General features: G+C 66.7%; 8 protein-coding genes and 1 pseudogene. 5 read left to right on the top strand and 4 right to left on the bottom strand.

The window, feature by feature from the left end; all coding sequences use genetic code 11:
* The 3 genes and pseudogenes from BSZ14_RS20125 to typA form a co-directional block, all read left to right on the top strand.
* Nucleotides 1-194 (top strand): annotated as a pseudogene (locus BSZ14_RS20125) (aspartyl/asparaginyl beta-hydroxylase domain-containing protein); the annotation flags it as partial.
* 220 nt (nucleotides 195-414) lie between these two features.
* A complete protein-coding gene (locus BSZ14_RS17720; RefSeq protein ID WP_076711920.1) occupies nucleotides 415-3,363 on the top strand; it encodes a M16 family metallopeptidase in 2,949 nt (982 codons plus the stop codon).
* 259 nt (nucleotides 3,364-3,622) lie between these two features.
* Nucleotides 3,623-5,464, top strand: coding sequence for a translational GTPase TypA (gene typA / locus BSZ14_RS17715; protein WP_076711919.1), 1,842 nt, complete (start codon nucleotides 3,623-3,625; stop codon nucleotides 5,462-5,464).
* Nucleotides 5,465-5,713: 249 nt separating this feature from the next.
* Here the strand turns inward: typA and BSZ14_RS17710 are convergent, their stop codons facing one another.
* Nucleotides 5,714-6,928, bottom strand: coding sequence for a methionine gamma-lyase (locus BSZ14_RS17710; RefSeq protein ID WP_076711918.1), 1,215 nt, complete (start codon nucleotides 6,926-6,928; stop codon nucleotides 5,714-5,716).
* A gap of 114 nt (nucleotides 6,929-7,042) precedes the next feature.
* On the opposite strand from BSZ14_RS17710, the gene BSZ14_RS17705 reads away from it, so the two are divergent.
* A complete protein-coding gene (locus tag BSZ14_RS17705; protein WP_042489617.1) occupies nucleotides 7,043-7,498 on the top strand; it encodes an Lrp/AsnC family transcriptional regulator in 456 nt (151 codons plus the stop codon).
* A 199-nt stretch (nucleotides 7,499-7,697) separates the two neighbouring features.
* Here the strand turns inward: BSZ14_RS17705 and BSZ14_RS17700 are convergent, their stop codons facing one another.
* Nucleotides 7,698-10,373, bottom strand: coding sequence for an Rne/Rng family ribonuclease (locus tag BSZ14_RS17700; RefSeq protein WP_241823822.1), 2,676 nt, complete (start codon nucleotides 10,371-10,373; stop codon nucleotides 7,698-7,700).
* A 484-nt stretch (nucleotides 10,374-10,857) separates the two neighbouring features.
* Here BSZ14_RS17700 and BSZ14_RS17695 point away from each other — a divergent pair, with 484 nt between their 5' ends.
* Nucleotides 10,858-12,093 (top strand): N-acetylmuramoyl-L-alanine amidase family protein, encoded by a 1,236-nt coding sequence (locus BSZ14_RS17695; RefSeq protein ID WP_076711916.1) that lies wholly within the window; start codon nucleotides 10,858-10,860, stop codon nucleotides 12,091-12,093.
* A 140-nt stretch (nucleotides 12,094-12,233) separates the two neighbouring features.
* On the opposite strand, the gene BSZ14_RS19775 is transcribed toward BSZ14_RS17695, so the two are convergent.
* Together BSZ14_RS19775 and BSZ14_RS19930 are read right to left on the bottom strand one after the other, a co-directional pair.
* Nucleotides 12,234-12,551 carry a hypothetical protein gene (locus tag BSZ14_RS19775; protein WP_206744348.1) on the bottom strand — a complete coding sequence of 106 codons (318 nt, stop codon included), beginning with the start codon at nucleotides 12,549-12,551 and terminating at the stop codon, nucleotides 12,234-12,236.
* 347 nt (nucleotides 12,552-12,898) lie between these two features.
* On the bottom strand, nucleotides 12,899-13,081 hold a 183-nt coding region (locus BSZ14_RS19930; RefSeq protein WP_206744347.1), incomplete at its 5' end, for a hypothetical protein.

Here is a 13,081-nt window from a genome sequence, read left to right as displayed (position 1 = left end):
CATCCTCGCTGGTGCCCAACGACCCGGTGCTCGACATTCGCGACTTCGCCTGGACGGCCGGGCTGCGGCGGCAATGGCGTGCGATCCGGGACGAAGCGCTGGCGGTATCGGGTCCGGCGGCGACCAGGGTCGGGACGGGCCGCACGGGCCGCTCGGCCTCGCCCGAATTGTGCCATATTGTGGCCGGCCCCTGACGCTGGGCACTGGCCTTGATCGACTTGGTCATCACGTTCCGAACATCCCCGGCCCGACCCTTGGCGCCCGGGCATCGATGGCCCTTGTGACGCGGGATCAGTCCGGTCGTCCTACCCCGCCACTGGGTCGAAATGATGGCGTCGAACCGTCGCAAAGCGGCGCATTGGGGCGATTTAGGGGCGGCTGGCGATCCGGCGTGCGGCGGGTTAAGAGGGGCGTATGGCATTCCCGACCCGCGCTCTGCGCAGCCTTGCCCTGCCGGTCCTTCTCGGACTGGCGATCCCCGTCATCGGCCAGGTTCCCGGCCAGACCGACAATCGTTCGGTGCCGCAGGGCATGCCGGTGGCCGCCACCGTGGCGCCCGCCCCTGGCGCGACCGCCGATCCGCTCGCCCCGCTGCCGCCGATTCCCGGCGTCGACCAGACCCCATGGCTCTACAAGGGCTCGGACCTGCCGCAGGACAAGATGTGGAAGTTCGGGCGACTGGCCAATGGCCTGCGCTTCGCGGTCCGCCGCAACGGGGTGCCGCCCGGGCAGGTCGCGGTGCGGGTGCGGATCGACGCGGGTTCGCTGAACGAACAGGCCTCCGAGCGCGGTTTCGCGCATCTGATCGAGCATCTGTCCTTCCGCGGATCACAATACGTCCCCGATGGCGAGGCCAAGCGTATCTGGCAGCGGCTGGGCGCGACCTTCGGTTCGGACTCCAACGCGTCGACGACGCCGACCCAGACCGTCTATCAGCTCGACCTGCCCGGCGCGACCGAGGCGGGGCTGGACGAGAGTCTCAAGATCCTCAGCGGCATGATGGCCGCGCCCTCGCTGACCGCCCAGTCGCTGAACGCCGAGCGTCCGGTCGTGCTGGCCGAACGGCGCGAGCGGCCGGGGCCGCAGGTCCGCTATTCGGACAAGCTGCGCGAAACCCTGTTTGCGGGCCAGCCGCTCGCCGAACGCTCGCCGATCGGCCAGCTCAAGACGCTGGAGGCGGCGACGCCGGAGACGGTGAAGGCATTTCACGATCGCTGGTATCGTCCCGAACGCGCGGTCATCATCATCTCGGGCGATATGGACCCGGCGCTGCTGGCCAGGCTGGTCACAAAGAATTTCGGGTCGTGGCAGGGCGTCGGCCCCAATCCGCCCGATCCCGATTTCGGCAAGCCGACCGCCGATGCACCCGTCGCGGGGGCGCTGGTCGAGCCGTCGATACCGCCGGTCGTCGCCATGGCGGTGCTTCGGCCCTGGCAGTATCAGGACGATACCGCGATCTTCAATCAGAAGCGGATGGTCGACATGGTCGCCGCGCGCCTGATCAGCCGCCGTCTGGAAAATCGGGCGCGGGCCGGGGGCAGCTTCCTGCAGGCTGCCGTGGCCCTCGACGACGTATCGCGTTCGGCCAATATCACCACGGTCAATGTCGTGCCGATCGGCGATAACTGGGAAGCCGCACTGAAGGATGTGCGCGCGGTCATCGCCGATGCGATGGCGACTCCGCCGACACAAGGGGAGATCGACCGCGAACTGGCCGATTATAACGCGATCCTGCGCAACCAGGTCGAAACCTCACGCGTCGAGGCGGGATCGAAACAGGCCGACGACATGGTCGGCGCGCTTGATATCCGCGAGACGGTGACGGCACCCGAGACGAGCTATCAGATCCTGCGTCAGGCGATCGACAAGAAGATGTTCACGCCCGCCACGGTGCTGGCCTCGACGCGCAAGATTTTCCAGGGCACCGCGACCCGCGCGCTGGTCAACACCCGCACGGTGCAGGCCGATGCGGTCGCCAAGCTGACCGCCGCGCTGAAGGCGGATGTCCGCCCGCTGGCCGAACAGCGCCGCCGTCAGGGCGCGGTGACCTTCGCCCAGCTCCCCAGGCTGGGTACGCCCGGCAAGGTCGTGTCACGAGAGAAAGTCTCCGATCTGGGGCTGGAAAAGGTGACGTTCGCCAATGGCACGCGCCTGTTGTTGTTCGCCAATGACGGTGAGACGGCACGGGTCTATCTGCGGGTCCGGTTCGGGCGCGGCTATGACGCCTTGCCCGCGACCCGGGAGAGCCCGGCCTGGGCCGCCGACCTCGCGCTGGTCGCGGGGGGTATCGGCAAGTTCGACCAGGGCGATCTCGACCGGCTGACCGCCGGGCGGACGATGGGAATGGACTTCGATATCGACGACGATGCCTTCGCCTTCAACGCCCTGTCGTCGCCCGGCGATTATGCCGACAACCTCAAGCTGATGGCGGCCAAGCTGATCGCCCCGCGCTGGGACGCGGCACCGGTCAACCGGGCCAAGGCGGCGATGCTGGCGGGGTATGACGGGTTCGACTCGTCGCCCGACGGGGTGCTCGGCCACGATCTGGAGCGGTTGCTGCGCGACGGCGATCCGCGCTGGGGCACGCCGCCGCGCGACGCGGTGGAGGCGACCACGCCGGAATCGTTCAAGGCGCTCTGGGCGCCGCTGCTCGCCTCCGGCCCGATCGAGGTGTCGGTGTTCGGCGACGTGAAGGCGGATGAAGCGATCAAGGCGGTGGCGGACAGCTTCGGCGCGATCCCGGCGCGTCAAGGGGCGACTGGCCCGGTGCCGCCGATCCGCTTCCCCGCGCATGTCGCCACGCCCGTCGTCCGCACGCATACCGGCCCGGCCGACCAGGCGGCGGCGGTGATCGCCTGGCCGACCGGCGGCGGATCGGCCGACGACCGCATCCGCAACCGGCTGGACGTGCTGGCGCAGGTCTTCGCCGACCGGCTGTTCGACCGGCTGCGTTCGCAGGCGGGGGCGAGCTACAGCCCGCAGGTGGCCAGCCAGTGGCCGATCGGCCTGCCCGGCGGCGGGCGGATGATCGCCATCGGCATGGTCGCCCCCGACAAGGTCGACTTCTTCCTGGCGACCGCCCGCTCGATCGCCGCCGACCTGGCGTCGAAGCCGATCGATGCCGACGAACTGCAACGGATCAAGCGGCCCATGGCGCAACGGCTCGCCCGCATGGCGTCGGGCAATCTGTTCTGGATGCAGCGGCTGGGCGGTGCGACCTACGATCCGCAGCGGATCGAGGCGACCAAGCGGCTGGCGCAGGACTTCGTATCGATCGGTCCTGCCGACCTTCAGGCGGTCGCGGCGCGCTATCTGCGGCCGGACACCGACTGGACGCTCAAGGTGGTGCCCCGCGCCAAGTAATCCTCCCCGCTCGCGGGGAGGGGGACCGCCGCGAAGCGGTGGTGGAGGGGGGCTTCCTCACAGGGCAGCCATTGCGGCGCTCCCCCTCCACCCGCCTGCGAGCTGCCACCTGCCCTTGCAGGGGAGGAACTTGTTCGCCGTGGCATCGTTTCACCCGCCAACCACCTTTGTGCGCCGCAATATCCGCGCCGCCCTTTCGCTTTGCTTGGCTTTCGGCTATGGCGCGCGGCGACATACCCTCCGAACAAGAGAAATTTGCATGAGCCTCCGCAACGTGGCGATCATCGCGCACGTCGACCATGGCAAGACGACCCTGGTTGATCAGCTGTTCCGCCAGTCGGGCACCTTCCGCGACAACCAGCGCGTCGAAGAGCGCGCGATGGACTCCAACGACCTGGAAAAGGAGCGCGGGATCACGATTCTCGCCAAGCCGACCTCGGTCGACTGGACTCCGCCGGGCAGCGACGAGTCGATCCGCATCAACATCGTCGACACCCCCGGCCACGCCGACTTCGGCGGCGAGGTGGAGCGCATCCTGTCGATGGTCGACGGTGTCGTCCTGCTGGTCGACTCGTCGGAAGGCGCCATGCCGCAGACGAAGTTCGTGACCGGCAAGGCGCTGGCGCTGGGCCTGAAGCCCATCGTCGTCGTCAACAAGGTCGACCGTGCCGACGCGCGGATCCAGGAAGTGCTGGACGAAGTGTTCGACCTGTTCGTCTCGCTCGACGCGAATGACGAGCAGCTGGACTTCCCCGTCCTCTACGCCTCGGGCCGCAACGGCTATGCCTCGACCGACATGGACGCGCGCGAAGGCACGCTGATCCCGATGTTCGAGACGATCGTGAACCATGTTCCGGCGCCGAAGGTCGAAGTCGAGGACGTGCCCTTCACCTTCCTGGTGACGCTGCTCGACCGCGACAACTTCCTGGGCCGCATCCTGACCGGCCGCGTCAACTCGGGCACGGTCAAGCTGAACCAGGCGATCCACGCGCTCGACGCCGATGGCAACATCGTCGAGACCGGCCGCGCGTCGAAGATCATGTCGTTCCGCGGCCTGGACCGCGTGCCGGTCGAGGAAGCCAAGGCGGGCGACATCATCTCGCTGGCGGGTCTGGCCGTCGCGACGGTGGCGAACACCATCGCCGACACCTCGGTCAGCGTGCCGCTGAAGGCGCAGCCGATCGATCCGCCGACGCTGTCGATGCGCTTCGCGGTCAACGACTCGCCGATGGCGGGCCGTGAGGGTTCGAAGGTCACCAGCCGCATGATCCGCGACCGCCTGATGCGCGAAGCGGAATCGAACGTCGCGGTGAAGGTCACCGAAAGCGACGACCGCGACAGCTTCGAGGTCGCCGGTCGCGGCGAACTCCAGCTGGGTGTTCTGATCGAGACGATGCGCCGCGAAGGCTTCGAGCTGGGCATCAGCCGCCCGCGCGTGCTGTTCGGCGAGGACGAGGACGGCAAGAAGACCGAGCCGTACGAAACCGTCATCATCGACGTGGACGAGGAATATTCGGGCACGGTCGTCGAGAAGATGAACCTGCGCAAGGCCGAGATGACCGACATGCGTCCGTCGGGCGGCGGCAAGACTCGCATCACCTTCTCCGCGCCCTCGCGCGGCATGATCGGTTACCACGGCGAGTTCCTGTCGGACACGCGCGGCACCGGCATCATGAACCGCCTGTTCGAGAAGTACGGCCCCCACAAGGGCAAGATCGAAGGCCGCAAGAACGGCGTCCTGATCTCGAACGGCGCGGGCGAAGCGCAAGGGTACGCGCTGGGTCCGCTCGAAGAGCGCGGCATCCTGTTCGTCGGCCACGGCGAGGCGCTGTACGAAGGCATGATCATCGGCGAGAACGCCAAGACGGATGACCTCGAGGTCAACCCGATGAAGGCGAAGCAGCTGACCAACTTCCGCGCCTCGGGCGGCAAGGATGACGCCATCCGCCTGACCCCGCCGAAGAAGATGACGCTGGAGCAGGCGATTGCGTATATCGACGACGACGAGATGGTCGAAGTGACCCCGAAGTCGATCCGTCTGCGCAAGCGCTACCTCGACCCGAACGAGCGCAAGCGCGCGGCTCGCTCGAAGGCGGCGTAAAGAACAGGGGCCGGACGGAAACGTCCGGCCCTTTTTCGTTGTGGGAAGGGCGACGAGGTTTGGGGGCGCAATCTCCCACCGCCGTCCGGTGGGCCGGTAACTCCCATCCTCCGTTCAGCCTGAGCGAAGTCGAAGGCCACGCACGGACCTCCGCCACGATCCGACCTGGGTCGAGAGGTTTTCCCTTGGCCTTCGACTTCGCTCAGGCTGAACGGAGGGGGGGTACCGTCAGGGGTGCCCCATCGGCCGTTACGCCGCGTGCGACAGCGTATCCCGCTCCGCATCCAGCGCCGCGCCCAGATCGGCCCAGATGTCCCGCACATCCTCCAGTCCGACCGACAACCGCACCAAGTCGGGCATGATGCCGTGCGCGATGAGCTGTTCGACCGGATAGGTGGAGTGGGTCATGCTCGCGGGATGCTGGATCAGCGTTTCGGCATCGCCCAGCGACACCGCGCGCTGGATCAGGGTCAGCCGGTTCATCACCCGCTTGCCCGCCTCATACCCGCCGCGCACCCGGAACGCGATCATGCCGCCGGGCAGCGCCATCTGGCGCTGGGCCAGATCATATTGGGGGAAGCTCTCCAGCCCCGGATAATGGACCGCATGCACCGCCGGATGCGCCTGGAGCCGTTCGGCGATCGCCTGCGCCGAGGCGGCATGACGTTGTACACGGAGTTCCAGCGTCTTCAGCCCGCGCAGGATCAGCATGGCGTTGAACGGCGACAGTACCGCGCCGGTCATGTCCTTCACGCCGAACAACCGGATCTGCTGGATATCCGCCGCACGGCCCAGCACCATGCCCGCGACCAGATCGCCATGCCCGCCCAGATATTTGGTGGCGGAGTGGACGACGAAATCCGCGCCCAACGCGATCGGGCGGGTGATGACCGGCGTGGCATAGGTGTTGTCGACCACGCTCCACGCACCATGCGCCCTGGCGAGCGCGCAGACTGCCTGGATATCGACCAGCCGCATGTTCGGATTGGCGGGCGTCTCGAAATAGACGAGCCTCGTGTCCGGCCCCAGCGCTCCCTCGACCGCCGCGATGTCGGTCATGTCGACATGGGTGACGCGGATGCCGAACCGGCCCAGCCCATGCTGCATGAACGCGAAGGTGCAGCCATAAAGCGTCATGTCGGTCAGGATTTCGTCCCCCGGGCGCAATAGCGTCCACAGGGTCGCGGTGATCGCGCCCATGCCCGATGCCGTTCCCAGCGCCGCCTCGGCCCCCTCCAGATGGGCGATCCGCCGTTCCAGCAGGTCGACCGTCGGGTTGGAGATGCGGCTATAGACATGGCCCGGTGCCTCGCCGGAGAAACGCGCCGCGCCGTCCTCCGCGCTCTCGAACGCGAAGGTCGAGGTGAGGTGGAGCGGCGGGGTCAGCGCGCCCTCATGATCTTGGGGATCATAGCCGTGATGGATGGCGGCGGTGGCGAAACCGAAAGGGGCAGGGGTCGACATGGCAGGCGGGCTTTCTATCGGTGATGCCGCCATTTTAAGCCGGAAGGCCGGTGTCGAAATTGCGTTCTTTGCCAAATAGGGCTGGCGGATTGGCAGAATCTGCTAAGATCAGGCATGGATACCAAGGACCGCCAGATCGTCCGCCTGCTCCAGCAGGACGGGCGGCTCACCAACCAGGACCTGGCCGAGCGCGTCGGCCTGTCGCCGTCACCCTGTCTTCGGCGGGTGCGCCTGCTCGAACAGGCGGGGGTGATCCAGGGCTATGGCGCGATCGTCGATCAGCAACGCTATGGCCTGCCGGTGACGGCCTTCATCCGGGTGCGGCTGGAGCGCCATGCGCGCGACCTGGTACAGCAGTTCGAGGAGGCGATCCGTCAGTTGGACGAGGTGATGGACTGTCACCTGTTGACCGGGGACGCCGATTATCTGCTCCGCGTCATCGTCGCCGACCTGGAATCCTATGAGCGGTTCATCCGCCGCAAGATGCACGCGATCGCCGGGATCGCCAGCCTGGATACCACCTTCGCTTATGGGGTGGTGAAGAGCAGCCGGACGTTCCCGGCGGACTGAACGCATCGATCGTTGATCTTATGTGGCACCATCCCGGCGGAGGCCGGGGTCCAGTTGCGGCACGATGGGGGGACACATCGGCGTTCGCCCAACTGGATCCCGGCCTTCGCCGGGATGGTGCATGGGGGAATTCCTCCAACGAAAAACGCCCTCCTCCCGCTGGGGAAGGAGGGCGTCTTGTCAGCCGTCGCTGTGGCGATCAGGCGCCGAAGGTGCGCTGCCACCAGCCGCGGCGCGGGGTTTCCCCGGTTGCACCTTCGGCATCGGCCGCTGCCGGTTCCTCGGCCGGAGCCGGTTCGGCGGCGGGGGCTTCCTCGGCGACCGGCTCGGCGGCAACCTTGGGGGCTGCCTTCTTGCGGACGCGCTTGGGCTTGGCCGGGGCTTCGGCTTCCGCCTCGGCGACCGGAGCGACTTCCTTGGCGGCGGGTTCGGCCGCAACCTTGGGGGCCGCCTTCTTGCGGACGCGCTTCGGCTTGGCCGGGGCTTCGGCTTCCGCCTCGACTTCGGCGACCGGGGCGACCGGCGCAGGCGCTTCCTCGACGACCGGCGTCTCGACCACGTCGCTGGCGACCGGCGCGGCCTTGCGGGCGCGCGGGCGGCGGCGGGTCTTGGGCGCGTCGCTCGCCTCGGCCTCGGCCACCGCGAGCGGGGTCGTCACCGGCGCGGCATCGCCTGCCTCGATCGGCTCGACGATCGGCAGCGGCGCGTCCGACGCATCGTCATCCGACGCGGTATCGGTCGCAGCTTCGGCTGTGTCGTTCGCGGCACCTTCGCCACGACGACCGCCACGGCGACCGCGACGTCCGCGACGGCGGCGTCCGCCTTCGCGCGGCTCGGCTTCGGTGGCGTCGATCGACTCGGCGGCGTCGTCCTCGGCCGGTTCCTCGCCATCGGTTGTGTCCTGCTCGGCCCCGTCCTGCTCGGCGTCATCGGCGTGTTCCTCGCCTTCGGCCTGTTCGGTGCCTTCACCCTCGCCACGGTTGCGGCGACCGCGACGGCGACGACGACGCTTGCGGCCATTGCCGTCGCCTTCGTCCCGCGATTCGCGCGGGCGGGGTGCTTCGGTCGCTTCCTCCTCGACCTCGTCCTCTTCTTCCTCCTCGATCTCGTCGACCAGATCGTCCTCATCTTCCTCGACGGGAAGGAGCATGTCGATCTTGGGCGCATAGGCGGGCGGCGGGCCGGACGCCTCGACCGTCATGCGCGCACCCTCTTCCTCGCGGTCGGGGATGATCTCGACGGTCACGCCATAGCGATCCTCGATCTCGGCGATATCGGCGCGCTTGCGGTTGAGGACATAGACGGCCGCTTCCTGGCTGGCGCGCAGGGTCAGGATCGAGCCGCGACCGCGCGCGGCCTCGTCCTCGATCAGCCGCAGCGCCGACAGGCCCGAGGACGAGGCGGTGCGGACCAGGCCGGTGCCCTCGCAATGCGGGCAGGGGCGGGTCGAGGCCTCGAGCACGCCGGTGCGCAGGCGCTGGCGGCTCATTTCCATCAGCCCGAAGGACGAGATGCGGCCGACCTGGATGCGGGCGCGATCGTTCTTCAGCGCCTCCTTCATCGCCTTCTCGACCTTTCGGACATTGGAATTGTTGTCCATGTCGATGAAGTCGATGACGACCAGACCCGCCATGTCGCGCAGACGCAGCTGGCGCGCGATTTCCTGCGCGGCTTCCAGATTGGTCGCGGTGGCGGTCTGTTCGATATTATGCTCGCGGGTCGAACGCCCCGAGTTGATGTCGATCGACACCAGCGCTTCGGTCGGGTTGATGACCAGATAGCCGCCCGACTTCAGCTGGACGACCGGATTGTACATCGCGGCCAGCTGATCCTCGACATGCGCACGCTGGAACAGCGGCACGGCATCGGCATATTGCTTCACCCGGCGGGCATGCGCGGGCATCAGCAGGCGCATGAAGTCCTTGGCCTGGCGATAGCCTTCCTCGCCCTCGACGATCACTTCCTCGATCTCGCGATTATAGATGTCGCGGATCGCACGCTTGATGAGGTCGCTGTCGCCATAGATCAGCGCGGGCGCCGACGAATGCAGCGTCTTTTCGCGGATGCCGTCCCACAGGCGCGCGAGGTAATCGAAGTCGCGCTTGATCTCGGTCTTGGTGCGCTGGAGCCCGGCGGTGCGGACGATGCAGCCCATGGTCGAGGGCAGCTGCATCTCGGCCATGATGGTCTTCAGGCGCTTGCGGTCCGACGCATTCGATATCTTCCGGCTGATGCCGCCGCCGTGCGACGTGTTGGGCATCAGCACGCAGTAACGACCCGCGAGCGACAGATAGGTCGTCAGCGCCGCGCCCTTGTTGCCGCGCTCTTCCTTGACGATCTGGACCAGCAGGACCTGGCGGCGATGGATGACGTCCTGGATCTTGTAGCGGCGGCGCAGATTCTGGCGACGCTGGCGCAGCGCCTCGACCTGGTCGTCGTTGACGGTCGACTTCTTCGGGCGGGCGGGGGCATCGCCTTCGCCGTCCTCGTCGTCATGATGGTCGTCGGCGTGGTCGCCATCATCCTCATGATCGTCGTGATCGTCCTCGTCGTCCAGCTCGGCACGCAGCGCGGCCTCTTCGGCGGCGTGCTCGGCCTCTTCGCGCAGCAGGGCTTCGCGATCTTCCTTCGGGATCTGGTAATAATCGGGGTGGATTTCCGAAAAGGCCAGGAAGCCGTGACGGTTGCCGCCGTAATCGACAAAGGCCGCCTGCAGCGACGGTTCGACGCGGGTCACCTTGGCGAGGTAGATATTGCCCTTGAGCTGCTTGCGCTCGGCCGACTCGAAGTCGAATTCCTCGATCCGGTTACCCTTGACGACGGCCACGCGGGTTTCTTCCCGGTGGCGTGCGTCGATCAGCATACGCGTGGTCATTGTGAAGTCTCCACGCGCGCGCCGGGCCTGGCGGCAGCCGTCGCGCGCGGTAAATAAGGTGGGCGGCGGCGCGGGGCGCCGGTCCGCTGGAAATAACGGAAAGCGTGCCGCTTGCAGCCGCAGCATCGGCAACGGGGCCGGTGCGGACCCACGACACCGCGATCCCACCGGCAAAGGCCGGTCGGTCAGCGGGGTGGATCATATGCGTCATGCGAGCGTCAACCTGGTTGGTCCGGGCGCGAAATCCTCGCAGTCCCAGCCCTTTTAGAGATGGCCCCGTCCCGATCGTGGGAGAGGTGATCGAGGCCGGGGTCCGCAGGAGTGCTAGCATCATCGGAACGTTGGCGCAACAGGCGGAAATCTGCCGATCGGGCGGCCAAAACATGCCGAATTTCGGGTTAACCAATGGCCGTAAGGCTGGAGACAGGCACGGTCCGCTACCCGCGTGTTTCGATCTCCGGATCGTGGAAAAGGGTATGCGGTCATGGCTTTTCGCTGGACCAGCGAGGCACAAGCCCGGCATGGTCGCCGGGTCGTGCTGATGCTGTTCACATTCCTGCTCGGGCTGTTCGCGCCGATGAGCGCGATGGCTGCGACGGTGCAGAAGGTGGTGGTGCGCGGTGCGCGCCTGATCATCCGGTTCGACACGCCGGTGAAGCGCGCGCGCAGCGTCATGCTGACCGAACAGCGCCGCGTCGCGATCGACGTGACCGGCGCGTCGCCCGGCACCGCCACGATCCGCGACGGCGTGGTGCGCGCGCTGACTCAGACCCGCATCCAGCCCGGCGTGACCCGCCTGACCTTCACGCTGGCGCAGGACGCGGCGATCTTCGACGGCGGGTTCGACGATGACGGCAAGACCCTGTCGCTGACGCTGAAACCGATGGTCGGCCGCTATACCCAGGCGAGCTTCGCGGGCGTGCTCGACTTCTTCCCGTTCCATTTCCAGCGCAAGCCCGCCTATACCCTGACCGTGCCGGTGCCCAGCCCGTCGCGCGCGCTGCCGCTGCCGCGCGTGAAGGGAGCCGACAACCGGCCGCTGGTGGTGATCGATGCCGGGCATGGCGGCGTCGATCCCGGCGCGATCAATCCGCAGACGGGCCTGCGCGAAAAGGACGTGACACTGGCCATCGCGAAGGAGATTCGCGACACGCTGGTCGCGTCGGGCCGGGTGCGCGCCGCGCTGACCCGCGAGGACGACCGCTATATCCTGCACCGCGAGCGCTATGGCATTGCGCGGCGGCTGCATGCCGACCTGTTCATCTCGATCCATTGCGACAGCGCCGGGGCGGGGGAGGCGCGCGGCGCCACCGCCTATACCCTGTCCGACGTCGCCTCCGACAAGGAAGCCGCACGGCTGGCGGCACGCGAGAACAAGGCGGACGTGATCGCGGGCGTCGATCTGGGCGGGAACAGCGACGTGTCCTCGATCCTGATCGACCTGACCCAGCGCGAGACGATGAATGCCTCGGCCAGCTTCGCGCGGTTGTTGGGCCGCGAGGCGCAGCCGCTGATCCCGGTCAAGCCGAGCTTCCACCGCATGGCCTCGCTGATGGTGCTGAAGGCGCCCGACATGCCGTCGATCCTGTTCGAGACCGGCTATATCTCCAACATGCAGGACGCAGCCTTCCTCGACAGCGAACAGGGCCGCGAGCGGATCGCCAAGGCGGTGCTGCAGGCGGTGGAGGTGCATTTCGCGCGGCGGATGGCGGCGCGGTGAACCTCGCCATGTTTCCCGTTTCCCCGTCGAAATCGGGAGTTTCGGGAATAAGGAAGCAGGAACAGCTTTTGGGAAAAGCGAGGCCCATGGGCGTCCGTCGGCTCGATCGACGAGGCTGGATTGCTGTTACCCGTTCGTTTTCAGGAAACCGGTATTCTATAATCGGCGTACAAGCGGCGTACCCACTGCAACGTCGGTCGGTTCGACCACCTGGTTAGAGCGGAAGCAAGTTGATATGGCCAGTTCAATCCTGCTGAAATGCTTTTGACTGGTTCCACCTGCGGTAACGCTATCGGGGCAAGCAGGCTTGCAGCATTTAAATCAGCTCGACCAAAATCTGTGCCGACCAGATGCTTCCCCCGCTCGGTCAGCGTTTGATCGAGCCAGTCAATTTCACGGTCTACCTGCATAATTAAGTCCGGCAGGATTCGCGGCTCCAACGTCATAGCCGAGGCCATTACTCGTCGCAGGATCGGCCAGCACACCCGCCGCGCAGATGAGCAGCGTCGTGCTGGACATTGCAGACAGACCAGATCGATCGAAATTTTTCAGAAGATCGTGGAAAGCGCGTTCTCGCGCCGGTAGAGTTGCGGCTTCGGGATTGCCTGCGCCCGTTCTCACAGAGCTAAACAGATCAGCATGGCGCCAGAGGACAACGCCGCCCGTGAAGTATCGGATTACAACCGCCCTGCTGATTGCCGCTGCTGGCCCCGTTTCTGCGCAGGCCCCCGACCGCACGGATGTTCGGGCTGTAGCGGTCAAGTTCCAGCATGCGATCCGGCACCGGGACAAGACCGAGTTTCTGTCACTCTTCCTCAATCCGGCTGCCACCAACTGGCAGGAGGTAATGAGTGTAAAGGCGTAAGCGCTGTTGCGCGGTCACCTTGCTGATGGCGGCATAACCGGGGACGGATTGGCCTTTCTGGATAGCAGCAAGGCCTACAGCCATGACGATGTCATGTGACGATACTGGCACGAGGCCGGTTCG

The organism is Sphingomonas sp. Sph1(2015) (assembly GCF_001970915.1).
Lineage (GTDB): Bacteria > Pseudomonadota > Alphaproteobacteria > Sphingomonadales > Sphingomonadaceae > Sphingomonas > Sphingomonas parapaucimobilis.
The sequence above is the reverse complement of the archived record's forward strand: the minus strand, read 5'-3'. Positions and strand labels throughout refer to the sequence as shown.